Annotated in this window: 25 protein-coding genes and 1 riboswitch; of the genes, 13 read left to right on the top strand and 12 right to left on the bottom strand. The window is 71.4% G+C overall.

The features are described from left to right. Positions 1-42: 42 nt before the first annotated feature. Together STTU_RS15870 and thiC are read right to left on the bottom strand one after the other, a co-directional pair. On the bottom strand, positions 43-399 hold the full coding sequence (locus tag STTU_RS15870) for a hypothetical protein (protein ID WP_234019242.1): 357 nt from the start codon (positions 397-399) through the stop codon (positions 43-45). 202 nt (positions 400-601) lie between these two features. After that, complete coding sequence (gene thiC / locus STTU_RS15865; RefSeq protein ID WP_007824622.1) at positions 602-2,404, bottom strand: phosphomethylpyrimidine synthase ThiC; 1,803 nt, start codon at positions 2,402-2,404, stop codon at positions 602-604. Further along, positions 2,397-2,544: riboswitch (TPP riboswitch) on the bottom strand. It overlaps the preceding gene by 8 nt. Before the next feature lie 71 nt (positions 2,545-2,615). Between thiC and STTU_RS15860 the strand changes: the two genes are divergently transcribed. Then, positions 2,616-4,100, top strand: a complete 1,485-nt coding sequence (locus STTU_RS15860; RefSeq protein WP_007824620.1) for a YibE/F family protein — start codon at positions 2,616-2,618, stop codon at positions 4,098-4,100. A 241-nt stretch (positions 4,101-4,341) separates the two neighbouring features. On the opposite strand, the gene STTU_RS15855 is transcribed toward STTU_RS15860, so the two are convergent. From STTU_RS15855 to STTU_RS15845, 3 genes are all read right to left on the bottom strand, one after another. Continuing rightward, positions 4,342-4,797 carry an SsgA family sporulation/cell division regulator gene (locus STTU_RS15855; RefSeq protein WP_007824617.1) on the bottom strand — a complete coding sequence of 152 codons (456 nt, stop codon included), beginning with the start codon at positions 4,795-4,797 and terminating at the stop codon, positions 4,342-4,344. Between the two features lie 482 nt (positions 4,798-5,279). Next, positions 5,280-5,498: a DUF5326 family protein gene (locus STTU_RS15850; protein ID WP_007824615.1), complete on the bottom strand. Its 219-nt coding sequence runs from the start codon at positions 5,496-5,498 to the stop codon at positions 5,280-5,282. A 358-nt stretch (positions 5,499-5,856) separates the two neighbouring features. Beyond that, the gene (locus STTU_RS15845; RefSeq protein WP_009067305.1) at positions 5,857-6,174 is read right to left on the bottom strand and encodes a cupin domain-containing protein; all 318 of its coding nucleotides are present in this window, start codon (positions 6,172-6,174) and stop codon (positions 5,857-5,859) included. A gap of 66 nt (positions 6,175-6,240) precedes the next feature. On the opposite strand from STTU_RS15845, the gene STTU_RS15840 reads away from it, so the two are divergent. From STTU_RS15840 to STTU_RS15810, 7 genes are all read left to right on the top strand, one after another. After that, positions 6,241-6,633, top strand: a complete 393-nt coding sequence (locus STTU_RS15840) for a phage holin family protein (protein WP_007824611.1) — start codon at positions 6,241-6,243, stop codon at positions 6,631-6,633. A gap of 182 nt (positions 6,634-6,815) precedes the next feature. Continuing rightward, a complete protein-coding gene (locus STTU_RS15835; RefSeq protein WP_043255336.1) occupies positions 6,816-7,934 on the top strand; it encodes a cystathionine gamma-lyase in 1,119 nt (372 codons plus the stop codon). Positions 7,935-8,140: 206 nt separating this feature from the next. Further along, positions 8,141-9,058 (top strand): LysR family transcriptional regulator, encoded by a 918-nt coding sequence (locus tag STTU_RS15830; RefSeq protein ID WP_007824607.1) that lies wholly within the window; start codon positions 8,141-8,143, stop codon positions 9,056-9,058. Positions 9,059-9,153: 95 nt separating this feature from the next. Further along, positions 9,154-9,636: an NUDIX domain-containing protein gene (locus tag STTU_RS15825; protein WP_009067309.1), complete on the top strand. Its 483-nt coding sequence runs from the start codon at positions 9,154-9,156 to the stop codon at positions 9,634-9,636. Between the two features lie 169 nt (positions 9,637-9,805). Beyond that, positions 9,806-10,687, top strand: coding sequence for a GNAT family N-acetyltransferase (locus STTU_RS15820; protein WP_007824599.1), 882 nt, complete (start codon positions 9,806-9,808; stop codon positions 10,685-10,687). Between the two features lie 122 nt (positions 10,688-10,809). Further along, complete coding sequence (locus STTU_RS15815) at positions 10,810-11,289, top strand: MarR family winged helix-turn-helix transcriptional regulator (RefSeq protein WP_007824597.1); 480 nt, start codon at positions 10,810-10,812, stop codon at positions 11,287-11,289. A gap of 62 nt (positions 11,290-11,351) precedes the next feature. Continuing rightward, positions 11,352-11,804, top strand: a complete 453-nt coding sequence (locus STTU_RS15810) for a GNAT family N-acetyltransferase (protein WP_007824595.1) — start codon at positions 11,352-11,354, stop codon at positions 11,802-11,804. Positions 11,805-12,006: 202 nt separating this feature from the next. Here STTU_RS15810 and STTU_RS15805 read toward each other — a convergent pair whose 3' ends face one another. Then, on the bottom strand, positions 12,007-13,416 hold the full coding sequence (locus STTU_RS15805; RefSeq protein ID WP_007824593.1) for a serine hydrolase domain-containing protein: 1,410 nt from the start codon (positions 13,414-13,416) through the stop codon (positions 12,007-12,009). 140 nt (positions 13,417-13,556) lie between these two features. On the opposite strand from STTU_RS15805, the gene STTU_RS15800 reads away from it, so the two are divergent. Further along, on the top strand, positions 13,557-14,414 hold the full coding sequence (locus STTU_RS15800; protein ID WP_007824592.1) for a DMT family transporter: 858 nt from the start codon (positions 13,557-13,559) through the stop codon (positions 14,412-14,414). Between the two features lie 33 nt (positions 14,415-14,447). Continuing rightward, on the top strand, positions 14,448-15,095 hold the full coding sequence (locus STTU_RS15795; protein WP_007824591.1) for a maleylpyruvate isomerase N-terminal domain-containing protein: 648 nt from the start codon (positions 14,448-14,450) through the stop codon (positions 15,093-15,095). Positions 15,096-15,145: 50 nt separating this feature from the next. Here STTU_RS15795 and STTU_RS15790 read toward each other — a convergent pair whose 3' ends face one another. Together STTU_RS15790 and dnaB are read right to left on the bottom strand one after the other, a co-directional pair. Then, entirely contained in the window at positions 15,146-15,811 is a 666-nt protein-coding gene (locus STTU_RS15790; protein ID WP_007824590.1) for a M15 family metallopeptidase, read from the bottom strand. A 386-nt stretch (positions 15,812-16,197) separates the two neighbouring features. After that, on the bottom strand, positions 16,198-17,742 hold the full coding sequence (gene dnaB, locus STTU_RS15785) for a replicative DNA helicase (RefSeq protein WP_078518984.1): 1,545 nt from the start codon (positions 17,740-17,742) through the stop codon (positions 16,198-16,200). 385 nt (positions 17,743-18,127) lie between these two features. Between dnaB and STTU_RS15780 the strand changes: the two genes are divergently transcribed. Further along, on the top strand, positions 18,128-19,465 hold the full coding sequence (locus tag STTU_RS15780) for an MATE family efflux transporter (RefSeq protein ID WP_007824580.1): 1,338 nt from the start codon (positions 18,128-18,130) through the stop codon (positions 19,463-19,465). Between the two features lie 267 nt (positions 19,466-19,732). On the opposite strand, the gene rplI is transcribed toward STTU_RS15780, so the two are convergent. The 4 genes from rplI to rpsF all read right to left on the bottom strand — a co-directional run bounded on the left by rplI (position 19,733) and on the right by rpsF (position 21,448). Continuing rightward, a complete protein-coding gene (gene rplI, locus STTU_RS15775) occupies positions 19,733-20,179 on the bottom strand; it encodes a 50S ribosomal protein L9 (RefSeq protein WP_007824579.1) in 447 nt (148 codons plus the stop codon). A gap of 17 nt (positions 20,180-20,196) precedes the next feature. Continuing rightward, on the bottom strand, positions 20,197-20,433 hold the full coding sequence (gene rpsR / locus STTU_RS15770) for a 30S ribosomal protein S18 (RefSeq protein WP_008746874.1): 237 nt from the start codon (positions 20,431-20,433) through the stop codon (positions 20,197-20,199). 56 nt (positions 20,434-20,489) lie between these two features. Continuing rightward, a complete protein-coding gene (locus STTU_RS15765; RefSeq protein ID WP_007824577.1) occupies positions 20,490-21,080 on the bottom strand; it encodes a single-stranded DNA-binding protein in 591 nt (196 codons plus the stop codon). 77 nt (positions 21,081-21,157) lie between these two features. Continuing rightward, complete coding sequence (rpsF, locus tag STTU_RS15760) at positions 21,158-21,448, bottom strand: 30S ribosomal protein S6 (RefSeq protein ID WP_007824576.1); 291 nt, start codon at positions 21,446-21,448, stop codon at positions 21,158-21,160. A 267-nt stretch (positions 21,449-21,715) separates the two neighbouring features. Here rpsF and STTU_RS15755 point away from each other — a divergent pair, with 267 nt between their 5' ends. After that, the gene (locus tag STTU_RS15755; RefSeq protein ID WP_007824574.1) at positions 21,716-22,048 is read left to right on the top strand and encodes a hypothetical protein; all 333 of its coding nucleotides are present in this window, start codon (positions 21,716-21,718) and stop codon (positions 22,046-22,048) included. 423 nt (positions 22,049-22,471) lie between these two features. Then, positions 22,472-23,593, top strand: a complete 1,122-nt coding sequence (locus STTU_RS15750) for a lipid II:glycine glycyltransferase FemX (RefSeq protein WP_007824573.1) — start codon at positions 22,472-22,474, stop codon at positions 23,591-23,593. Positions 23,594-23,619 lie beyond the last annotated feature (26 nt).

The following is a 23,619-nucleotide window of genomic DNA, read 5'->3' as shown; positions in this document are numbered from 1 at the left end:
TGTTTCACGTGAAACATCGGGCTCCGAGGGGAACTCCCCTCGCTACAGCTTCCCGCCGGTCAGCCGCGTGAGCGGTCCCACCGCTCGTACGCCGGACTTCCGTCCCGCGAGGAACGAGGCAGTGGCCACCGTCAGCAGCCCGGCGCCCGCGCTCGCCGCGGCCACCTTGTGCTCGCGGACCGTACCCCAGGCCGTGCCCGCCGAGGCGACGGCCTTCTCCGAGACCTCGGAGACCTTGCGCCGCCCGGCGTCCACGCCCGTCCTGGCCTTCGCTTCGACACGCTTGCCCGCCGCTCCGGCGGCGCGCGCACGTGCCCGTGCCGCCTCGGTGGCCTCTTCCGTCTTCGCCCCGGCCACGGAGAGCGCCGCATCGGCCTTCTCCGACGCTGTTGCCGCCACCGGGGCATTGTCGGTCCCGGGCGCGGAGGCCGAAGCGGCCACGGCGTCGCGGGAGTGCTTGGTCTGCGGGTTCTCTCCAGTCATGGCCTGCGGGTTGCCGCTCAGCACCGGAGGAAACCCGCGACCGGGCGGTGAAATGGGCCCGGAACCGGGCCGGGACACGCCATGAGGAGCCCGGCCCGGCCCGCCCGACGGCTCCCGCTCACTCCGCCAGCGGCAGGTACACGCGGTTCCCCGACGCGGCGAACTCCCGTGACTTCTCCATCATCCCGGCCGCGATCTCCTCCTTGCTCAACTCCGCCTCGCTCTCCGCCCCGAATCGCTCGCTGATGTCCCGACTGATCCGCATCGAGCAGAACTTCGGCCCGCACATGGAGCAGAAGTGCGCGGTCTTCGCAGGCTCGGCGGGCAGCGTCTCGTCGTGGAAGGCCCGCGCCGTCTCCGGGTCGAGCGACAGGTTGAACTGGTCCTCCCACCGGAAGTCGAAGCGCGCCTGCGAGAGCGCGTCGTCCCACTCCTGAGCCCCCGGGTGCCCCTTCGCGAGGTCGGCGGCGTGGGCGGCGATCTTGTACGTGATGACACCGGTCTTCACGTCGTCCCTGTCGGGGAGCCCGAGGTGTTCCTTCGGCGTCACGTAGCAGAGCATCGCGGTGCCCCACCACGCGATCATCGCGGCGCCGATGCCGGAGGTGATGTGGTCGTAGCCCGGCGCGACGTCCGTGGTGAGCGGCCCGAGCGTGTAGAACGGCGCCCCGTCGCACACCTCCTGCTGCAGCTCGACGTTCTCCTTGATCTTGTGCATCGGTACGTGCCCGGGACCTTCGACCATCGTCTGCACGCCGTGTTCGCGGGCGACCGCGGTGAGTTCGCCGAGCGTGCGCAGCTCGGCGAACTGCGCCTCGTCGTTGGCGTCCGCGACGGAGCCGGGCCGCAGCCCGTCGCCGAGCGAGAACGTCACGTCGTAGGCGGCGAGGATCTCGCACAGCTCCTCGAAGTGCGTGTACAGGAAGGACTCCTGATGGTGAGCGAGGCACCACGCCGCCATGATGGAGCCGCCGCGCGAGACGATGCCGGTGGTCCTGCGCGCGGTGAGCGGCACGTACGCGAGCCGCACCCCCGCGTGCACGGTCATGTAGTCGACCCCCTGCTCGGCCTGCTCCACGATGGTGTCGCGGTACAGCTCCCAGCTCAGCTCCTCCGCCTTCCCGCCGGTCTTCTCCAGCGCCTGGTAGAGCGGCACGGTGCCGATGGGGACGGGGGAGTTGCGCAGAATCCACTCGCGGGTGGTGTGGATGTTCCGCCCGGTCGAGAGGTCCATGACGGTGTCGGCGCCCCAGCGCGTCGCCCACGTCATCTTCTCGACCTCCTCCTCGATCGAGGAGGTGACCGCCGAGTTGCCGATGTTCGCGTTGATCTTCACGAGGAACCGCTTGCCGATGACCATCGGCTCGCTCTCGGGGTGGTTGATGTTCGCGGGCAGTACGGCCCGCCCGGCGGCCAGTTCCTCGCGTACGACCTCGGGGGCGACGCCCTCGCGGAGCGCCGCGTACTCCATCTCCGCCGTGATCTCGCCGCGTCGCGCGTACGCGAGCTGCGTCACCGGCGCCGCCGAGCGGGCGCGACGCGGGCGGCGCGGACGCCCGGGGAAGACCGCGTCGAGGCCGCCCGCGCCGCCACGCGGGACGGTGTGCTGGAGACCGTCGTCCTCCGGCCGTACCACCCGGCCCGGATACGTCTCGGTGTCGCCGCGCGCCGCGATCCACGGTGCGCGGGGGGTGTCGAGCCCGCGCCGTACGTCCGTGGTGACGGACGGGTCGGTGTACGGGCCCGAGGTGTCGTACAGCGTCAGCGCGCGACCATCGCTCAGGTGCACCCTCCGCACGGGCACCCGCAGCCCGGCCCGTTCGCCCTCGACGTACGCCTTGTGCGCGCCGAGAGCGCGGGTGGGTGCGGTGGTGTCGTGCTGCTGCGCGGAGGCAGGGGTGTGCGCGTCCGATGTGGTCATGAGACCTACTCCCTACGCCGGCATTACCCGGTAACAGGTTCAGCGGTCGGCGCAGCGTTCGTCCTCCGGCCGCGCGTGCGGCCGTACGAGGAGATCAGCGCCCTCTCAGCCCGGTGCTCCGAGCTCCCGCGGGGACAAATCGCGTCCCACGCTAGCGTCCGTCCGGGCGTGCTGGCCAGAGGGCCCCCTCCGTTCTTGCGATGATCGGCCGGTGACGACGCCACCTCCCACGCCTCAGGCGCCCGCACCGCCCCCCTCGCCCCCGGAGGACCGCGGCCGAGCCCCGGGCCACGAGCACAACCACCACCACGGCCCGGCGACGCCCGGTTCACGGCGGCTGCGCACGGTCATCGCGGCTGTCCTGGTCCCCTTCGCCGCCGCCGTCGTCGCCGGGCTCGTCCTGCTGTGGCCCGGTGCTCCGGGGGCACACGAGCGGTCGGGCGTCGGCTTCGACCGGCAGACCGTCAGCGGCAAGGTCACGGGCATCGAGCACGTCGGCTGCAACGACGCGGCCGGGGGCGGCGGCGCGGGGGCGGGAGGCGGCGGGAACGGCCCGCAGGACCCCTCGGCAGGCGGTACGGGCTCCTCGGCGTCCGGCGGTACGGGGGCGTCGGGGCCGGGCGCGGAATCCGGCGCGGGCTCGGGGGAGCACGCGGCGGGTGTCTGCGAGCAGGCGACGGTCGAGATCACCGAGGGGAAGGACAAGGGGCACCGCTACCCCGAGCTGATCCGCCCCGACGCCTCGCGCCGGCTCCACGCGGGCCAGCTGGTCGTCCTCGCCTACGCGCCCGACGCGCCGCGCGCCCTCCAGTACTCCGTCACGGACGTGGGCCGTACCCCGCCGATGGTGCTGCTGGCCGCGGTCTTCGCGCTCGTCGTCGTGGCGGTGGGAAGGCTGCGGGGCCTCATGGCGCTCGTGGCGCTCGCGGTGAGTTTCCTGGTGCTGACCTTCTTCATCCTGCCCGCGATCCTGGAGGGGTCGAACCCGCTCGTCGTGGCGGTGGTCGGGGCGAGCGCCATCATGCTGATCGCCCTTTACCTGTGCCACGGCCTCAGCGCACGTACCTCCGTCGCGGTGCTCGGCACCCTCACCTCGCTGCTGCTCATCGGGGTACTGGGCTCGCTCTTCATCGGCTGGGCGGCGCTCACCGGCAACACCGACGACAACACGGGGCTCATCCACGGGCTCTACCCGCACATCGACATGAGCGGGCTGCTCCTGGCAGGGGTCCTCATCGGCTCACTCGGTGTGCTCGACGACGTGACGGTCACGCAGACTTCGGCCGTCTGGGAGCTGCACCAGGCCGACCCCGGGATGACGCGGCGCGCGCTGTACCGGGCGGGGCTCCGGATCGGCCGCGACCACATCGCCTCGGTGGTCAACACTCTGGTTCTCGCCTACGCGGGGGCCGCGCTACCGCTCCTGCTGCTCTTCTCGCTCGCGCGCAGCGACGTGGGCGCGGTCGCGACGAGCGAACTCGTCGGCGAGGAGATCGTGCGGACGCTCGTCGGCTCGATCGGCCTGGTCGCCTCGGTGCCGGTCACGACGGCGCTCGCGACCCTCGTGGTCTCGGCGGACCGTGTTCCGCACCCGCCGTCGTCCGGCGTCGGGGGCGTTCCGCCGCGACCTGAGGTGCCCGGCCCCGTATCCGCCGGGCGGCTGCTCGGGGGCGGCGGACGCCGCAGGAAACGCTGAGGGGCGGGCACGCGGGCGGGCGCGGGGCCACGACGGGCACGACGGACCTGACGGGCACGGAGCCGCGACGGGCACGGAGCCGCGACGGGCGCGAGGGGCGGGCGGGCCGTTGCGGGCACGACGGGCGGGCGGACCGCCGCGAGCGAGGGGCCGACGGACCCGACGCGGCACGGGGGTGGGCGTCGCTCCGGTTCCCGGCGAGGGTTCCGGGCGGATTCCGGCCTGGGGGTTCCGGGCGGGCTCAGCCCGCGCTCGGCTCCTCGGCGAGGATGCGGTGCAAGGCGTCGTCGAGGTGGCTCTCGAAGTCGGCGCAGGCGCGCTCCTCGCCCAGCGGGACGAGGCGGTCGGTGCGGTCGAGGAAGGCGACGATCGGCGCCATGCCCACCCGGAAGAGGGCCTGGTCGGTGCCGACCTGGAGCCTGATGTGCAGTTCTCCGGGGCCCTCCCCGTCGAGCAGGGGCTCCGGCTCCACGGGCGAGACCCGCACGTCCCCGTCGCCGCACGCCTCGTCGATGCCGTCCGCCAGCAGTTCGCGCCCGAACGTCCACGAGACCGGGGCATCACCGGGCAGGTGGAAGGTGAGCCGTACCGCGTAGGGATCGGCGGCCTCGTAGCGAAGCTCGACGGGGATACGGAACGAGAGCTCCTCGGAAACGAGGAAGCTCATCATGACCTCTGCCTGTACGGACTCGCGCATCGCCAACCCCGTCGATTGCCGTCACCTTGCCAGGGGCAAATCCCCTGACACTCCTGACATCTAGCTCAGTGAACACATCACATCACAGCGCGTGATCCCGCTGTTGCTGATTGCGGGAAGAAACGTGAGGGAAAATCCGTCCGAGCCGTTTCCGGTCGGGCGGTTCGTGGAATCCCCGCCACCGATCACCCGTATTCCGGCTGCCCCCAGGGGTTCCGCACATGCAAGGCGCGCGGGGATTCCTCCACGTTCACCCCTTCGGCCCGCATGGACCATACGAACACACCGGCCCCGGGCGGCAACACCGACGGCCCAAGCGTCACGCAGAGCTATGCATCAGTGGAGGACAAGGGCGCTCCTCCGGACGGGAGTTGATGGTCGACGACACCCATTCGGGGGGTGTTCCGTCAACTCCGGGACGCGGAATTCCCCCGCCGGTGGCCGCGCGACGGGCGCGGCGCGGACCGGCGCGGGCCGCTCGCTCAGCGCCGGCTTCCTGGCCCCGCCGACTCCTTGAACTTGCGCACGACGAACACGAGCGCCGCGACCACGACGACGAAGACGAGCACCTTGAAGAGCAGGCCGATCACCACACTCAGAACAGAGACGATCACCCCGCCGAAGATCGCCAGCGCGATGAGCGGAACGGCCACCCACTTCACCCACCACGGAAGGTCCGTGACTATCTCCCGCACACCCATCGTTGCTCCCTCGCTTCCACCGGTTCCGGGTCCCGCCCGGCCTGTTTCGATGCTAGGCGGGAAAACCCGGCAAGAGGGCGCTCGGCAACCCTGGCTTATCCCTGATTCGTACCCCTAGGGGAGAGGGCCCCTATATCCGTGGGAACCCTGAGAAACACCCCGCTGAACTGGCCTTTCCCTCTCAGGGTTCCCACCCGGAACCGCCCGCGGATTCCCGGGACTGCTCGCGGGTTGCCGAACCGCCCGCGGGTTCCTGGGCCGCCCGCCGGTTCCCGGACCGCCCACAGGTCCCCGGACCACCCGCGGATTCCCGGACCGCCCGCAGGTTCTGAGGGCGCTCGCTCCCCCGGCGTCCTCCTCAGCCCTCCGGCGGCGAGAAGACGACGAGGACCCGCAGGTCCTCGCTGATGTGGTGGAAGCGGTGCGGGGTCCCCGCGGGCACGTAGACGACGCTGCCGCGCGCGACCTCCGTCGTCTCCTGCCCCACGGTGAGCGCGGCCCGCCCACTCACCACGAGGTAGACCTCGTCCTGCCGGTGCGGCTGCTGGGGGTCGGAGGCCCCCGCGTCGAGCGCGTAGAGCCCCACGGACATGTTCCGCTCGCGCAGGAACTGCAAGTACGCGCCCTCGTTCGCGGACCGTTCGAGGTCCAGCTCGTCCAGCCGGAATGCCTTCATCGACTTCCTCCACCCCTTCGCCGCATCGGTGCCGCCGGACCCGGCCCCGTCTGTCACGATCGGCCCATGAAGACCTTCGTGTTCCGGACCCTCGCCAACGCGGCGGCCCTCGCGGTGGCCGTGTGGCTGCTCGACGGCATCACCCTCACCGGCCACAACACCGGCCACAGGGCGCTCACGCTGATTATCGTCGCACTGGTCTTCGGCGTCGTGAACGTGCTGGTGAAACCGCTCGTGCAGCTGGTGACCCTGCCGCTGCTGATCCTGACCCTCGGGCTCCTCACCCTCGTCGTGAACGCCCTCATGCTGCTGCTCACGTCCTGGATCTGCGATCTCATCGACGTCCCCTTCCACGTCAGCGGCTTCTGGACCGCGGTCCTCGGCGGGCTCATCGTCGCCGTCGTCTCCTGGGCCGTCTCGCTCGCCCTGCCCGACGGCCGTCCCGCCGAGCGCGCCTGACACCCCGGCGGCACGCGGCGTCCCCGCCGCGCGCGTCTTCTGACAGGGCCGCCTCACGGACTGGCCGTCCCGTGCCCCATCCTGGGAGCCCGGCACAGCGCGGTGCGGGAGAGGTGAGGACCAGCCCGGTCACGGCCCCGACAGGCGGCCCGGGAGCGGCGGCGGACGAGAAGAGGGACAGCATGACTGGCGACGGAACGAGGGCAGTGCGCGCGGGACTGCCGGAAGCGGCGCGGAACGAACCGACGATGCCGGGCCCGGTCTTCGCGGCCCACTTCCACCTGCCGGGAGAGGTCGCCGGGCCCTATACGTACGGGCGCGACGGCAACCCGACCTGGACCGGCCTCGAAAGCGCGCTCAGCGAACTGGAGGCGCCCGGCGAGGAAGCGGGGACGCTGCTCTTCGCCTCCGGCATGGCGGCGATCTCCGCGGTGCTCTTCTCGCAAACGCGGTCCGGGGACACCGTGGTGCTCCCCTCGGACGGGTACCAGGTCCTCCCCCTGGTCCGCGAACAGCTCACCGCGTACGGAGTGACCGTGCGCACCGCCCCCACCGGCGGGGACGCCGAGCTCGACGCGCTCGACGGCGCGCGGCTGCTGTGGATCGAGTCGCCCTCGAACCCCGGCCTCGACGTCTGCGACATCCGGCGCCTCGTCGCCGCCGCGCACGAGCGGGGCGCGCTCGTCGGAGTCGACAACACCCTCTCCACTCCGCTCGGCCAGCGCCCGCTGGACCTCGGCGCGGACTTCTCCGTCGCTTCCGACACCAAAGCCCTCACCGGCCACGGCGACGTCCTCCTCGGCCATGTCACGACGCGAGACCCGGCTCTCCTGGAGGGCGTGCGGCGCTGGCGCAAGATCATCGGTGCCATCCCGGGGCCCATGGAGACCTGGCTCGCGCACCGTTCGCTCGCGACGCTCCACCTGCGCCTCGACCGGCAGAACGCCAACGCGCTCGCCCTCGCCGAGGCGCTGCGCGCCCGCCCGGAGGTGAGCGGCCTGCGCTACCCCGGGCTCCCCGATGACCCCGCGCACCAGCTCGCCACGGCGCAGATGCTGCGGTACGGGACCGTCCTGGGCTTCACGCTGCCCTCGCGCGAGCACGCCGAGCGCTTCCTCGCGCGCGCCCGGCTCGTCGAGGACGCCACGAGCTTCGGGGGTGTGCGCTCCACCGCCGAGCGGCGCCGTCGCTGGGGCGGGGACGCGGTCGCCGAGGGCTTCGTCCGCTTCTCGGCGGGCGCCGAGGACACAGAGGACCTCGTGGCCGACGTACTGCGGGCGCTCGACGAGAGCGAGGGCTGAGCGGACAGGACGGCGCGCGCGGGTGGTCCGAGCCTCCCCCCCTCGTGACTCGGACCACTCACGGTTTCCGTGAAGAACCGCTCGACCAAGGCTAGTTGACCGTCTGTCATTGTCCAATCACTGTAGGGACGACTGGGTATCGCCAGATTTATCGTTGACCGCCCGGGCCCGCTGCGGGCCCGCGACCACCGGAGGGGGCAGTCGCGATGGATCTCGCCCTGTTGCGCACCTTCGTCGCCGTCCACCGCGCCGGTTCCTTCACCCGTGCCGCCGCTCTGCTCGGCCTCTCGCAACCCGCGGTGACCTCCCAGATAAGAGCCCTGGAACGCCAGGTGGGCCGCCCGCTCTTCCTACGTCAGGCGCGCGGGGTGACGCCCACGTCCCTCGGTGAGGAACTGGCCCACAAGGCCGCCCCGCACCTGGACGCCCTCGCCGAGATCGCCGAGGGCGGCGTCGCGACGGACGGCGGCCCCGCGCGGACCCTCCACCTCACCGGGCCTCCCGAATTCCTCGCCGAACGTGCCCTGCCCGCGCTGAGCGGTCTCGACAAGGGGGAGGGCCCCGATTTCGGCATCCGGGCCACGTTCGGCACCGCGCAGGAGAGCCTCGAGGGGCTCGCCGCCGGGCATCACGATCTCGCGATCAGCACGGTCCGCCCGCGGGGTGGCCTGCTCACCGCCACCGCGCTGTGCGACGAGGAACTCGTCCTCGTCGCCGCGCCGACCTGGGCGGACCGGCTTCCGGTCGAGCGTCTCAGCGGCGGCACCGCGCCGGTCCCGGGACGCGCCCAGCCGCTCCCCTTCGTCGACTGCCACGAGTCGCTGCCGCTCGTCGCGCGCTACTGGACCGCCGTCTTCGACGCGCTGCCCCCGGGCCCCGGCGCGGTGATCGTCCCCGATCTGCGAGCCGTGCTCGGCTGCGTCCTCGCGGGTGCGGGCCTCGCGGTCCTGCCGCGCTACCTCTGCGCGGGGCCCCTCGCCGAGGGACGACTCCGGCTCCTGCTCAATCCGGCGGTGGCCCCGCTGCGTACGTACTTCCTCGTCGCCCGCACCGGCACCCTCGCCCTGCCCCACCTCTCCCGTACCCACGACCGCCTGCTGCGGGCGGCGGCGGACTGGGGCTGAACGCGCCCCGGAGCGCGCGAAGCACCACACACCGTTCTTCCAAGCGCCCGGGGCGCGCATGTTTCACGTGAAACAACTCGGGCCACATTCCTTCCATGACCGTTCGCCCCGTGGTCAAGCGCACCGCTCGTGCCGTCCTGCTCGACGGCGAGGATCTTGTCCTCATCAAGCGCGTCAAGCCCGGCGTCGACCCCTACTGGGTCACCCCTGGCGGCGGCGTCGAGCCGGAGGACGCCACCGTCGTCGAAGCCCTGCACCGAGAGGTCCACGAGGAGCTGGGCGCGAAGATCACCGATGTCGTCCCGTGCTTCGTGGACACCGTGGAACACATCGGCGCGGACGGCGGCGCCACCGGGGTCAAGGTCCAGTACTTCTTCGTCTGCCGCCTCGTGTCCATGGATCTGGAGCAGCGGCACGGACCCGAGATGGAACAGCCCTGTGGAAGCTACGAAATCGTCCGTATCCCCTTCACCCGTGTCGGTATCGCCTCCGTCCACCTCGTCCCGCTCTCCCTGCGGCACTACCTCGACGGCAATATCGAGGGGGTCCTCGCCCTCCTCGACACGGATCTCGGCTGACGCGGCGCAGGCCGCACGGGGCACCGCCCCTCTGCGGTCATCCGCCGAGCATCCGCACGTTGTTCCCGCGTCACGCGATGTTCCACGTGAAACATCCCTCACCGCGGAACAGGTCCGTAGTCCGAAAAGAGGGTGGACGCACGCCCCTGACGTCGGTAAGCCTGAGCGCGTGCTGCCCACTCCTCCGCCGTCCGCCGCTCTGGCTCTCCGCAGGCTGACCCTGCACGATCTCCCGCACTGCCTGGAGCTGGCGGAGAACAGAGGCTGGTTCCCGGACCGACGGCTCTGGACCCTGCTCCTGACCGCGGGCACCGGGCACGGCATCGACGACCCCCGCGGCGGGCTCCGCGCCGTCTGCGTCAGCCATCGCTACGGCCCCGAGGAGCGCCCCGGCCTGACCGTGCTCAGCATGCTGCTCGTGAGCCGCGACCACGCGGGGCAGGGGCTCGGCCGTCGCCTGCTCAGCGAGGTGATCGCGCGGGAGCCCGTCGACGCCCTCGCGCTCTACGCGAGCGACGAGCGCGCACCGCTCTACGAGGATCTCGGCTTCCGCACGGCGGCGACGGGAAACGTGGAGACGCTGGAGGGCCACTTCACCGGTGCCGGCGCGATTCCGGGGGTACGGGTCCGGCGGGCCACCGCCGGTGATCTGCGCGCCCTGCTCGACGTGGACCGCGAGATCTTCGGCCTGGACCGTACTCCGCTGCTCGCGCGGCTCCCGGCCTTCGCCGACCGGATGAGCCTCGCCGAGGACGCGGAGGGCCAGGTCCTGGGCTTCGCCGCCCTCCGCACCGAGCCGCACGCCGCTCTCCTCGGCCCGCTCGTCGCACGCGAGCCGGTCCTCGCCCGGGCCCTCGTCGCCGACCTCGTCCACGAGGTCCGGACGCCGGTGCGGATCGTGCTGGAGAACCACCAGGAGGAACTGCGCGACTGGCTCACCGGCCACGGCCTGCGCTCCGTCCTCCACAGCCGCTTGATGCTGCGCGGCGCCCCCGGCTTGCCCGGGAACCGGTTCCAGCGGTACGCGCCGCTGAGCACGGCGACGGGCTGAGCGGGGAGAGCGGGGAGAGTCGAACCCGGCTGGAATATTTGCATACGCCGTATAGTTGCAACCAGTGGCTATTTCATACCTGGCCTAGGCTGGGACATCCGGGACGGACGGAGGAGAGAACGATGACGGCGACCGACCCCGCTCTCACAGCGCTCGCGCACAGCTGGTCCGCCCTCTCGCTGCTGCACAGCCGGATCGAGACGCGCATCGAGCGCGCGCTCCAAGCGGCGCACGGCCTCAGCGTGCGGGAGTACTCCCTCCTCGACGTCCTCAGCCGACAGCACGACGGCGAAGGCGGCCACCTCCAGATGCGGCAGGTCGCGGAGGCCGTCGTGCTCAGCCAGTCCGCGACGACCCGCCTCGTGACGCGTCTGGAGGACCGGGGCCTGCTCGCCCGCTACCTCTGCCCCACCGACCGGCGTGGCATCTACACCGACGTGAGCGAATCGGGCCGGGTCCTCCTGGAGGAGGCCCGCCCCACCAATGACGCGGCCCTGCGCGCCGCACTCGACGAGGCCGCTCTCGACCCGCAGCTCGCCCCGCTCGTGACCGCCATGGAGCAGTTGGACGCCTCGCCCCGCCTCCTCGGCCAGCCCGCCTGAGCGGTAGCTCCCACCCACGACCGAGGCCGGGCCCGGCGGAGCCCGCGCCTAGGATCGCGGGCATGAGCACCCTTCACATACGCCCGGCCACACGCGGCGACATCAGCGCGATCGTCGCGATGCTCGCGGACGACCCGCTCGGCGCCCAGCGCGAGTCCCCGGACGACCTCACGCCGTACCACCAGGCGTTCGACCGTCTCGACGAGGACAAGAACCAGCACCTCGTCGTGGCCGAGCGCGACGGCGAGATCGTCGGCACGCTGCAGCTCAGCGTGCTGCACGGGCTGTCCCGCCAGGGCACCACGCGCACGATCATCGAGGCGGTACGGGTGTCCGCCACCACTCGCGGGGGAGGGCTCGGCACCCAGCTCATCACCTGGGCCATCGAGGAATCCCGCCGCCAGGGCGCGAGCCTGGTACAGCTCACCTCGGACGCCACCCGCGGCGACGCCCACCGCTTCTACAAGCGGCTGGGCTTCGTCGACTCGCACGTGGGCTTCAAGCTCACGCTCTGACTCGGCGCCGAACCACATGTTTCACGTGAAACATCGCGAGCCGCGCACACGGGATGTTTCACGTGAAACATTGCGACGCCCCGGATGAGCCGCCGAGAGGATGTTTCACGTGAAACATCGCCCTGAGGCCGGTCGGTCCATGTTTCACGTGAAACATCCCCCCGTGGCAGTCGCTCCATGTTTCACGTGAAACAGCCCACCCTCAGCTCGGCAACCCGCGCCAGCCCTCCGGCACGACACCGCCCGGCGTCGGGCCGCCTTCCGCGTAGGGCTCGCGCGTGAAGACGAAGGACCCCAGGTCCAAGTGGCTCACCTCGCCCTCCGGCCCCCGTACGACGCTCAGCGTCTCGCCCGAGTAGTAGCCGTCAAGCCCCACCCAGCTTCCGTCGTCGGCGGGTACGAAGCGTGACTGCCGACCGCCTTTGACCGGCCCGAGTTCCAGGCCCCCGCCCGCCCGGAGACGTACCGCGATCGGGTCGCTCCCCCAGTACCACAGGCCCGTGAGCGCCAGAAGCTCCCTGTCCACGTGCGGCAGCGGCCTCCACAGCTCGGGAATGCGCGGCTCCGCCTCCGCCACGAGTTCCAGCAGCTCGGCGGCGAGCGTGCCCGAGCTGAGTTGCGAGGTGGCATTGCCGAGGACCACGGCGCCCAGGTCCTCCTCCTCGCAGACCCACAGCCCGGCCGTGAACCCCGGCACAGAGCCCGTGTGCCCGGCCAGATCCCTGCCCCGGCGGTGCAGGAGCTGGGTGCCGAGGCCGTACCCGCTGTCCCCGTCGCCGGGGGCCGCCGGAACACGCAGCTCACGCACCCCGTCGCGCCCCAGCACCTCCTCGTCCCCGTGCAGCAGGAAGTTCGCGAAGCGGGCGAGGTCGGCGGCCGTGGACCACAGCTGGCCCGCCGGAGCCATGAGCCCGAGGTCCTCCACCTTCTCCTCCTGGAGCAGGTCGGCCCACGGGTGCACGGCCCAGCCGCCCGCGCTCGGCGCCTCGGGGCGTACCCCGGTCCGCCGCAGGCCGAGCGGCTCCAGGATCTCCGCGCGCAGCGCCTCCTCCCACGTGGTCCCGCGCACGGCGGCGACGAGCGCGCCGAGGACGGTGAAGCCGGGGTTGGAGTAGTGGTGCAGCAAGCCGGGTTCGTGCCGGAAGGGCTCCGCGCCGAGCACGTCGGTGAGCCGCGGACGCAGGCTCCCGGGCGTCCGCTCCCACCAGGGCGGGGGCGCCTCGGCGGCCAGCCCGCCCATGTGGGCGAGGAGTTGGCGGACCGTCACCTCCGGGCCGAGACCGGCCTCCGGTACGTACCGCTCGACCGGGTGGCCCAGTTCGAGCAGGCCCTCCTCGCGCAGGCGCAGCACGAGCACGGCGGTGAAGGTCTTGGTGATCGAGCCGATGCGGTACTGCACCTGGTCGTCGGGGGCGTGCCCGTCGACACAGCCGCGGGCCCCGCTCCACACCTGCCGCCCGCCCCGCGTCACCGCGGCCACGACGGACGGCACCCGCTGCTCGGCCTGCGCCACGGCGATCCTGCGCAGCAGGGCCCGCCGCGTCCCGTCCAGGAGTGCGCCGGACACCGCGCCTTCGCCGGATACTCCGCCGGCCTCGTCGATGGAAGTCATGCACCGCACGCTAATCGGCCGCGGACGAGCGCCACCAGCCCGTTCCGGCCCAGGCCGCTCCCCCAAGCGCCCGTCCTTCGTAGGGCGGACGTGCCCGGGTCGGGCGTGAGGCGCGCGGTGGGAGCGGGGAGTGAGCTGCCGTGATCATCCTGGCTGTCGTCTTCGCCGTACTCGGCGCCGCGAGCAATGCGATGGGAACCGCCTTCCAGCGCAAGGCCGCCGCCAACCAGCCCCGGGGCGGCGGCCTGCGCCTCGTCCTCGCCCTGGCCCACCGGCCCGCCTGGCTCCTCGGCATCGGCGGTGTCATCGGCGCCGCGTTCTTCCAAGCGCTCGCGCTCACGAACGGGCCGCTCGCGCTCGTCCAGCCCGTCTTCATCCTGGAGTTGCCGTTCGCGCTGCTCATCGGGCTGCCGTTGCTGCACCGCACGATGCCCGTGACCGGCTGGTACGCGATCGGGAGCGTCGTCGCGGGACTCGTGCTGCTGCTCGGTTGCGCGGCCCCGCACGGCGGCACGAGCCAGGCCACGGCCGCGCGCTGGATTCCGGCCGTCGCCCTGTGCCTCGCGACGATGGGCCTCATGGTGCTCATCGCGCGCCGCGCCCGTTCCTCGTTGCTGCGCGCCACCGTGCTCGGCTTCGCGGCGGCCGTGGGCAATGCCCTGACCGCTGCGCTCCTCAAGTCGGCGACCCGTGCCTTCGCGGACCACGGTCCGGGCGCCTTCTTCACCTCCTGGCAGACCTACGGATTCGCGCTCACCGGCATGGCGGCCCTCCTGCTGCTGGAGAACGCCCTGCAAGCGGGCACACTCGCCGCCTCGCAGCCCGCCCTCACGATCGGCGACGCCACGGTCAGCCTGCTGCTCGGCGTCCTCGTCTTCCAGGAGCGCCTCCACCTGGGCTGGCTCGTCCTGCCCGAACTGCTCGGCGTCGCGCTGATCGCCGCGGGCGTCCTCGCGCTGACCCGCGCCGTCCCCCACATCCGCGACCTCGCCTCCTGACAGGGACCGGCCCGCGCCGCGTAGCCTGCCGGGGTGGATCTCTTCTCCCGGGCCCTCAGCTCCCTGCTCGACACGGTCGCCGGGCTCCGCGACGAGGACTTCGCCCGGCCCAGCGGTTGCGCGGGCTGGCGCGTACGGGATCTCGTCTGCCACCTCGTCATCGACGCGCAGGACGTCCTCATCACCCTCGCCACGCCCGAGCGGGGCGCGCCGACGCGCGACGCCGTGACGTACTGGCAGGTGGGCGAGACGCCGCCGGACGGTGCGGACCCGCTCGACGCGCTCACCGTCCGTCTCGCTGCGGCCTACGAGGACCCGGCGCTGCTGAAGTTCCACCTGGACGACGTCGGTTCGGCGGCGGGTCGCGCGGCTCGCCTCGCCGTGCCGGAGGCACACGTCGGCACGCAGGGGCAGGTCCTCACGGTGGCCGACTACCTGTCCGCGTACGTCCTGGAGTGGACCCTCCACCACCTCGACCTCACCGCCCACCTCCCGCATGCCGCCGCGCCCCCGGCCGAGTGCCTCGCGAGCGCGCGCGTTCTCCTGGGCCGCATCGCCGGGGCCCCCTTCCCGCCGTCCTTCTCCGACCACGACGCGCTGCTCGTCGGCACGGGACGCCGCGCGCCGACCCCCGAGGAACGCACGGCTGCCCCGGTCCGCCTGCCCCTCGTCCTCGGCTGAGGAGCGGAGGCGGACCACGCGAGGGCTGTCCTGGTGCCGGTGCAGGGCACTCAGGCCGTGTCCGTACGCTCCACCGCCGCGTACAGCGCCGCCTCCGCGCCGGTCGCGAGAGCCCAGTAGCGGTCGCCGTAGGACCAGTGCCACCACTCGGTCGGGTAGTTGACGAACCCGGCGCCGCGCAGCGCCTCTCCCAGGAGCGCTCGGTGCGCTCGCGCCTGCGTGCCGATGTTCTTCGCGTCCGTGTAGCAGGCCCCGTCGCTCTCCTCCGGGCTCGCGTTCATACGGGTACCGAGGTCGAGTTCCTGGCCCCCCATGTCCGCGAGCGTGACGTCCACGGCGGCGCCGGCGCTGTGCGGGGCGATCTCGGGCGGAGAGACGTACCGGCTCGCGGCGTCCCTGAGCCGCTCGGCGGGCCACTCCGGGTGCGCGGCGCGCAGTTCGTCCGCGTACTCCTCGAAGTAGCTCCGCTGGAGCGCCGGGGACCGGTACCCCTCGACGTGCAGCAGCCGTACGCCCTCCGGGAGACGCCGCTGCGCCGCGAGCAGTCGTTCCAGCACGCCCGCGCGCAGGTGCGCGAACGCCCCCGCCGCATCAGCCTCCTTCCGCGTGTCGACGAGCAGTTCCCCGCTCGTGCGGACGTCGACGAGCGGTTCCCCGCAGTCGCGCACGGGTACCGCCGCCACGCGCGGATCGGCCATCAGTATCAGTTCGCTCATCCGGTTAATCTCCCCACCGCGTCCTCAGAAACGCTGCTCGGTCGGAAGTGCGGAGCGCCGGACACCGAGCCGCGCCCTCAGCGGGAGGGTCCGGCGCCCTCGACCGCGCTGGTGCCGCCGCCTGTCCAGGTTTCGAGGAAGGCATCGCGCAGCCGCGGCGAAGAGGCGAGCCGAGGTCCCCGCGTCGAAACCGCCGCTGAACAGCCTCGGGCGGGGCTCACCCCCCGACGAGTCCGGCCGGTTCCCATGACGTCGCCAAACGGCCTGCGCGAGGTTGCTCGGGGCGCGCAACCGGTGAACCGGCCTCCGCCCCTCTCGGCGAGGAATCTGGCTCTCGGCCAGGAACCTGCCCTACAGCCCGGCCGCCCGGCCGCCCCGCCTTCCTCTCACACCTGCGCCATGTCCACGAACCGCGAGTAGTGGCCCTGGAAGCCGACCGTGATGGTCGCGGTCGGGCCGTTGCGGTGCTTGGCGACGATGAGGTCGGCCTCGCCGGCGCGGGGGGACTCCTTCTCGTAGGCGTCCTCGCGGTGCAGCAGGATGACCATGTCGGCGTCCTGCTCGATCGATCCCGATTCACGCAGGTCGGAGACCATCGGCTTCTTGTCGGTGCGCTGCTCGGGACCACGGTTGAGCTGCGAGAGCGCGATCACCGGGATCTCCAGCTCCTTCGCGAGCAGCTTCAGGTTTCGGGACATGTCCGAGACCTCCTGCTGGCGGCTCTCGGCGCGGCCCTTGCCACCGGACTGCATGAGCTGGAGGTAGTCGATCACGACGAGCTTGAGGTCGTTGCGCTGCTTGAGCCGTCGGCACTTCGCGCGGATCTCCATCATCGACAGGTTCGGCGAGTCGTCGATGTAGAGCGGCGCGGCCGAGACCTCCGGCATCCGGCGCGCGAGGCGCGTCCAGTCCTCGTCGGTCATCGTGCCCGAGCGCATGTGGTGCAGGGCGACCCGCGCCTCGGCCGACAGAAGGCGCATCGCGATCTCGTTGCGGCCCATTTCGAGCGAGAAGATCACGCTCGGGAGGTTGTTCTTGATCGACGCCGCGCGGGCGAAGTCGAGCGCGAGCGTGGACTTGCCCATCGCGGGGCGGGCCGCGATGACGACCATCTGTCCGGGGTGCAGGCCGTTGGTCAGCGCGTCGAAGTCAGCGAAGCCCGTCGGGACACCGGTCATCTCGCCGCTGCGCGAGCCGATCGCCTCGATCTCGTCGAGCGCGCCCTCCATGATGTCCCCGAGCGGGAGGTAGTCCTCGCTCGTGCGCTGCTCGGTGACCTTGAAGACCTCGGCCTGCGCGTTGTTGACGATCTCGTCGACGTCGCCGTCCGCCGCGTATCCCATCTGCGTGATGCGCGTGCCCGCCTCGACGAGGCGGCGCAGCACGGCGCGCTCGTGCACGATCTCGGCGTAGTACTCCGCGTTGGCCGCCGTCGGCACCGTCTGCACGAGGGTGTGCAGATACGGGGCGCCGCCGACCTTCGTGATCTCCCCGCGCCGGGTCAGCTCCGCCGCCACCGTGATGGGATCGGCGGGCTCGCCCTTCGCGTACAGGTCGAGAATCGCCTGGTAGACGACTTCGTGCGCGGGCCGGTAGAAGTCGGAGCCCTTGAGGATCTCGACGACGTCGGCGATGGCGTCCTTGGAGAGCAGCATGCCGCCGAGCACCGACTGCTCGGCGTCGAGGTCCTGCGGGGGTACGCGCTCGAAGGCGGCGGGACCGTCCCAGTCGCCGCCTTCCTGGCCCCGGTCGTGGCGCTCGCCGCGCCCCTGCTCGCCGCGTCCCTGGCCGCCGCGGGCATGCTCCCCGCTCCCGCCGTGCCCGTCCGCCCTGCCGCCGCGGTCGTCGTCGCGGCGCCTGCGGGATGAGGGCAGTCGGTCACCGGGCCCGCTCTCGGCCCAGGGATCGTCCAAGGGCTCGGAAATGCTCACCGGGCCTCCTCCTCACATCCGTGGAACGGACCTTGCCGTGCCGTTCCACGCGCCGCCGCACGGTGGGCGCCGCATAACGTTAGGCCCGTCGGCACCGTCAGCCAATCTGGTTATCCACAGGCACTGTGGATAACCAGCCCAGAGCTGTGGAGAACTCGCCCGAACCTGTGCATGAGCCGGTGGAAAGCTCTGTGAACAAGCCCGACCTCTCACCCGAGCACCTGATCTGACCTGGGTTTTCCTCATCCACTGCCTGTGGGGAAGAAAAAATTTCCCGAGTGGCCCAAGATCGCGAAACCGGACACCCCCAAGCAGACGCGTGGCACCGCTTCGTAAGGGTCACAGACCTTTGCGTCTCTTACCTGTGGAAGATTAGATTTAACCCATGACCCGCCCTCCCGAGCAGTCCCGCGCCGCCCTGCGCCGGCACGACCGCGAGATCGTCGCCCTCGCCCTCCCGGCCTTCGGCTCCCTCGTCGCGGAACCGCTCTTCGTCATGGTGGACAGCGCCATCGTCGGCCACCTCGGCACCCCGCAACTCGCCGGCCTCGGTGTCGCCTCCGCCCTGCTCACCACGGCGGTCAGCGTCTTCGTGTTCCTCGCCTACGCGACGACGGCCGCCGTCTCCCGGCGCGTCGGCGCGGGTCATCTCGCCGCCGCGCTGCGCCAGGGCATCGACGGTATCTGGCTGGCCCTGGTCCTCGGGCTCCTGGTCGTCGCCTTCGCGATCCCCGCGGCTCCGTGGCTCGTCGACGTCTTCGGCGCCTCGGGCACCGCCGCCCCGTACGCCACGACCTATCTGCGCGTCTCCGCCCTCGGCATCCCGGCCATGCTCATCGTCCTCGCGGCGACCGGTGTGCTGCGCGGCCTCCAGGACACCCGTACACCGCTCTACGTCGCCGTGGGCGGCTTCCTCGCCAACGGCGTGCTCAACGCCGTCCTCGTCTACGGAGCGGGCCTCGGCATCGCGGGCTCCGCCTGGGGCACGGTCATCGCCCAGTGCGGCATGGCGCTCGTCTACCTCTACGTGGTCGTACGGGGCGCCCGCCGCCACGGCGCCTCGCTCCGCCCCGACCTCGCGGGGATACACAACAGCGCCCGCGCGGGAGCGCCGCTCCTCGTCCGCACCCTCTCGCTCCGCGCGATCCTCATGATCGCCACGGCCGTCGCGGCACGGCTCGGGGACGCGGACATCGCCGCGCACCAGATCGTGCTCTCCCTGTGGAGCCTGCTCTCCTTCGCTCTCGACGCCATCGCCATCGCGGGGCAGGCCATCATCGGGCGCTACCTGGGCGCGGACGACGCCGAGGGCGCGAGGAACGTGTGCCGGAGGATGGTCCACTGGGGCATCGCCTCCGGCGTCGTTCTGGGTGCGCTCGTCATCGCCGGGCGCCCGCTGTACATCCCGCTCTTCTCGGGGGACTCCGTCGTCCACGACGCCGCGTTCCCGGCGCTGCTCGTCGTCGCCCTCGTCCAGCCGGTCTGCGGGATCGTCTACGTACTCGACGGGGTGCTGATGGGGGCGGGGGACGGACGCTACCTCGCCGTCGCGATGATCCTCACCCTCGCGGTCTTCACGCCGGTCGCCCTGCTCGTCCCCGTCTGGGGCGGTGGGCTCACGGCGCTGTGGGGGGCGATGGCGCTCATGATGGTCGTCCGGATGCTCACCCTCTGGCTGCGCTCCCGCTCGGGGCGCTGGGTTGTCACGGGGGCGAGCCGCTGAGCCGCGCATCGCCGAACCGGTGGGGATGTTTCACGTGAAACAGCGCACAATCGACGCCACCGGATGTTTCACGTGAAACATCCCCCGCACACGGACACGTGCGGCCCCGACCAGCAACCCGGAGCAGCTACGCGCCACCCCGGCCCCGTACCGGCCGGCCCGGCCCCGTCCCCGCCGCGCGTACACGCCGCCCGGCTCCGGACACGCCGAAGGGGCCGCACCCACAAGTGGTGCGGCCCCTTCGCTGCTTCAGCGTCAGCGAGACGCTCAGGCGGAGACGACCTCGATGTTGACCTTGGCGGCCACCTCGGGGTGCAGACGCACGGACGCCTCGTGGGCGCCGAGCGACTTGATCGGCGTCGTCAGCTCGATGCGGCGCTTGTCCACGTTCGGGCCACCCGCGGCCTTGATCGCCGAGGCGATGTCGGCGGGGGTCACGGAGCCGAACAGACGGCCGGCTTCGCCGGAGCGGGTCGCAAGGCGAACCCTGACACCCTCCAGCTCGGCCTTGATCTGGTTGGCCTGCTCGATCGTGGCGATCTCGTGGATCTTGCGCGCGCGACGAATCTGCGCGACGTCCTTCTCGCCACCCTTGGTCCAGCGGATCGCGAAACCACGCGGGACCAGGTAGTTACGGGCGTACCCGTCCTTGACGTCGACGACCTCGCCGGGGCCACCGAGACCGGAGACCTCGTTCGTGAGGATGATCTTCATGCGATGGTCACCCTCTCTCAGCGCGCGGTGGACGTGTAGGGCAGCAGCGCCATCTCACGGCTGTTCTTCACGGCCGTGGCGACATCGCGCTGGTGCTGGGTGCAGTTGCCGGTCACGCGGCGGGCACGGATCTTGCCGCGGTCGGAAATGTACTTCCGCAGCATGTTCGTGTCCTTGTAGTCCACGTACGTGACCTTGTCCTTGCAGAATGCGCAGACCTTCTTCTTAGGCTTGCGCACAGGCGGCTTCGCCATGGTGTTTCTCCTGTGTGATCAAGAAGTGGGAAGGCCCACCCCAGGACCCGAAGGTCCTAGAAGGGGGGCTCGTCCGAGTAGCCGCCGCCGCCGGAGTTCCCGCCCCAGCCGCCGCCACCCTGCTGCCCTCCGCCGGAGGGAGCACCGGTGGCCCAGGGGTCGCCGGCGGGTGCACCGCCGCCGCCCTGCTGCGGCTGCTGCTGACCGCCGCCGGGGTTTCCGCCCCAGCCGCCGTCCTGCGGGCCTCCGCCGTAGCCTCCCTGGCCGCCGCGCCCGCCCCCGCCGCTGGTCTTGGTGACCTTGGCGGTGGCATTGCGCAGGCTGGCGCCGACCTCGTCGACGTCCAGCTCGTAGACCGTGCGCTTGATGCCTTCACGGTCCTCGTAGGACCGCTGCTTCAACCGGCCCTGAACGATGACGCGGGTGCCGCGCTGAAGCGACTCCGCGACGTTCTCCGCGGCCTGCCGCCAGACCGAGCACGTGAGGAAGAGGCTTTCGCCGTCCTTCCACTCGTTGGTCTGCCGGTCGAAGGTGCGCGGGGTGGACGCGACGCGGAACTTCGCGACGGCCGCACCGGACTGGGTGAAGCGCAGCTCCGGGTCGTCGACAAGATTGCCGACGACCGTGATGACGGTCTCGCCTGCCATGGGATGTACCTCTCGGCGGAATGTGCTCTGGCGGGTACGTGGCTACTCGACGTCCGCGAGTCCCTGAGCCAGAGCGCTCAGTGGGTCTCGGGACGGAGGACCTTGGTCCGGAGGACCGACTCGTTCAGATTCATCTGACGGTCGAGCTCCTTGATGACCGCGGGCTCGGCCTGGAGGTCGATGACCGAGTAGATCCCCTCGGGCTTCTTGTTGATCTCGTAGGACAGACGACGACGGCCCCAGGTGTCGACCTTCTCGACCTTTCCGTCGGCCTCGCGGACCACGGAGAGGAAGCTCTCGATCAGGGGAGCGACAGAGCGCTCTTCGAGATCGGGGTCGAGGATCACCATCACCTCGTAGTGACGCATAGGTAACCCACCTCCTTCGGACTCAGCGGCCACGGACAATCCGTGGCAGGAGGGTTGTTCATGCGTAGCGACGGTACTGGGCCCCACTGACAACGCGCCCTCCGCCGAGGAGGAGGGCCGTCCGGGTGGCCGGACAGACACCGGCGCAGACGGTACACAGTACCCGCACACCGGCTTCCGGTTGAAATCCGGCCGCGAGGGGACGCAATCTGTACAGAACGGATGTGACCCGCGCTACCGGGCTCGGGTCCCGTCAGGAGGTGCCCGATGGCACAGGCAATACGTCCCCCGTCCGCACATCAGCCCTCTGCGAACTCGCTCGTCTCCGGAGACGGACGCCCACATCCCCTTCAGAACACCCTCACCGCACTCACACTCGTGCTGGGGTTCCTGGCCTTCACCTCGTCCTTCTTCCACAGCTTCCACCTGCTGAGCTCCTGGGCGGGGCTCGCCGGCCTCGCGCTCGGTGGCTGGGGCCAGTTCATCTCCGTCACCACCCGGGAGCGCTTCGGGCTGATCATCGGCATGGGCGCCGCGGGAATCGGCCTCCTCGTCGGCATGGCCCACGGCGGTCTCTTCGGCGGCGTCATCGGCGGCTGAGCACCGCTCCCGCCCGAGCCGGACGGCCCGTGGCGCCGGAATCCGCCCGCCCACCAGCGGCGGAGCCCCGGCGCCACGGGCCGCGGGGCTGCCGCCGCGAGGGGACGTCCACCCCGCTCCCGCCCCCACCGCGCCCCGCCCCCCGGTCCCCCGCCCCGCTTCCCGTACGACGTGGAGCGCCCCGGCCCCGCACGAAAAACGCCGCTCCGCCCCCTACGCGCGGACCCGTCCCTTCTCGGCGTCCCCCGGGTGGAGCAGCGCGCGCCACCCCGTTGGAGTCCCCGCCTGGCCGTATCACCGCTTCCGCACCCGCCGCGGGGAGCGGTACGGCCCAGTGAGCGCCCCGCACAGGCGCAGTAGGCTTCGGCGCGAGAGCCGGAGCCCTGTACCGATGGGGACACACCAGCCCGAGGAGCGCCCCGAATGAGCCTGACCCTGAGGACCATCAGCCGCGAGCACCATCTGGCCTTCATCCAGAGCCTGCCCGCGGCCAGCCACATGCAGGTCCCCGCCTGGGCAGACGTGAAGTCGGAGTGGCGCTCCGAGAGCCTCGGCTGGATCGACGAGAAGACCGGGCAGCTCGTCGGCGCCGGGCTCGTCCTCTACCGGCAGCTCCCGAAGATCAAGCGCTACCTCGCCTACCTGCCCGAGGGCCCGGTCATCAACTGGTACGCGCCGAACCTCGACGAGTGGCTCCAGCCGATGCTGACGCACCTCAAGAAGCAGGGCGCCTTCTCCGTGAAGATGGGCCCGCCGGTCGTCATCCGCCGCTGGAAGGCGCCGACGATCAAGCAGGGCATCCAGGACCCGGACGTGAAGCGGCTGCGCGACATCGAGGCGGACGTCATCGAGCCGCGCGCCTTCGAGGTCGCCGACAAGCTGCGCCGGATGGGCTGGCAGCAGGGCGAGGACGGCGGCGCGGGCTTCGGCGACGTACAGCCCCGCTACGTCTTCCAGGTGCCGCTCGCGGGACGCTCCCTGGAGGAGGTCCACAAGGGCTTCAACCAGCTGTGGCGGCGCAACATCAAGAAGGCCGAGAAGGCCGGCGTGGAGGTCGTCCAGGGCGGCTACCAGGACCTCGCCGAGTGGCAGCGGCTCTACGAGATCACCGCGGTCCGCGACAAGTTCCGGCCGCGCCCGCAGGCGTACTTCGAGCGCATGTGGCAGGCGCTGAACAGCGAGGACCCCAACCGGATGCGCCTGTACTTCGCGCGTCACAACGGGGTGAACCTCTCGGCGGCCACGATGCTCGTCGTCGGCGGGCACGTCTGGTACTCGTACGGCGCCTCGGACAACATCGGGCGCGAGGTGCGCCCGTCGAACGCGATGCAGTGGGCGATGCTGCGCGACGCCTACGCGCTCGGCGCGAGCGTCTACGACCTGCGCGGCATCAGCGACTCGCTCGACGAGACCGACCACCTCTTCGGCCTCATCCAGTTCAAGGTGGGTACCGGGGGAGAGGCGGCGGAGTACCTCGGGGAGTGGGATTTCCCGCTCAACAAGCTGCTCCACAAGGCGCTCGACATCTACATGTCGCGGCGCTGACCTCCCCCTTCCCCCGAGTCGCCGCG

The organism is Streptomyces sp. Tu6071, from assembly GCF_000213055.1.
Classification (GTDB): Bacteria; Actinomycetota; Actinomycetes; order Streptomycetales; family Streptomycetaceae; genus Streptomyces; species Streptomyces evansiae.
Note: the sequence above shows the minus strand (reverse complement) of the source record. Positions and strands in the feature narration are given on the sequence as shown.

Excerpts from the sequence above, each read along its gene's own strand:
- rpsR (WP_008746874.1), bottom strand. The coding sequence starts at position 20,433 with ATGGCGAAGCCGCCTGTGCGCAAGCCTAAGAAGAAGGTCTGCGCATTC.
- STTU_RS15840 (WP_007824611.1), top strand. The coding sequence starts at position 6,241 with ATGAAGACCTTCGTGTTCCGGACCCTCGCCAACGCGGCGGCCCTCGCG.
- STTU_RS15850 (WP_007824615.1), bottom strand. The coding sequence starts at position 5,498 with ATGGGTGTGCGGGAGATAGTCACGGACCTTCCGTGGTGGGTGAAGTGG.
- rplI (WP_007824579.1), bottom strand. The coding sequence starts at position 20,179 with ATGAAGATCATCCTCACGAACGAGGTCTCCGGTCTCGGTGGCCCCGGC.
- rpsF (WP_007824576.1), bottom strand. The coding sequence starts at position 21,448 with ATGCGTCACTACGAGGTGATGGTGATCCTCGACCCCGATCTCGAAGAG.
- STTU_RS15835 (WP_043255336.1), top strand. The coding sequence starts at position 6,816 with ATGACTGGCGACGGAACGAGGGCAGTGCGCGCGGGACTGCCGGAAGCG.
- STTU_RS15855 (WP_007824617.1), bottom strand. The coding sequence starts at position 4,797 with ATGCGCGAGTCCGTACAGGCAGAGGTCATGATGAGCTTCCTCGTTTCC.
- STTU_RS15810 (WP_007824595.1), top strand. The coding sequence starts at position 11,352 with ATGAGCACCCTTCACATACGCCCGGCCACACGCGGCGACATCAGCGCG.
- STTU_RS15755 (WP_007824574.1), top strand. The coding sequence starts at position 21,716 with ATGGCACAGGCAATACGTCCCCCGTCCGCACATCAGCCCTCTGCGAAC.
- STTU_RS15780 (WP_007824580.1), top strand. The coding sequence starts at position 18,128 with ATGACCCGCCCTCCCGAGCAGTCCCGCGCCGCCCTGCGCCGGCACGAC.
- STTU_RS15830 (WP_007824607.1), top strand. The coding sequence starts at position 8,141 with ATGGATCTCGCCCTGTTGCGCACCTTCGTCGCCGTCCACCGCGCCGGT.
- STTU_RS15845 (WP_009067305.1), bottom strand. The coding sequence starts at position 6,174 with ATGAAGGCATTCCGGCTGGACGAGCTGGACCTCGAACGGTCCGCGAAC.
- STTU_RS15750 (WP_007824573.1), top strand. The coding sequence starts at position 22,472 with ATGAGCCTGACCCTGAGGACCATCAGCCGCGAGCACCATCTGGCCTTC.
- STTU_RS15805 (WP_007824593.1), bottom strand. The coding sequence starts at position 13,416 with ATGACTTCCATCGACGAGGCCGGCGGAGTATCCGGCGAAGGCGCGGTG.
- thiC (WP_007824622.1), bottom strand. The coding sequence starts at position 2,404 with ATGACCACATCGGACGCGCACACCCCTGCCTCCGCGCAGCAGCACGAC.
- STTU_RS15790 (WP_007824590.1), bottom strand. The coding sequence starts at position 15,811 with ATGAGCGAACTGATACTGATGGCCGATCCGCGCGTGGCGGCGGTACCC.
- STTU_RS15815 (WP_007824597.1), top strand. The coding sequence starts at position 10,810 with ATGACGGCGACCGACCCCGCTCTCACAGCGCTCGCGCACAGCTGGTCC.
- STTU_RS15765 (WP_007824577.1), bottom strand. The coding sequence starts at position 21,080 with ATGGCAGGCGAGACCGTCATCACGGTCGTCGGCAATCTTGTCGACGAC.
- STTU_RS15825 (WP_009067309.1), top strand. The coding sequence starts at position 9,154 with ATGACCGTTCGCCCCGTGGTCAAGCGCACCGCTCGTGCCGTCCTGCTC.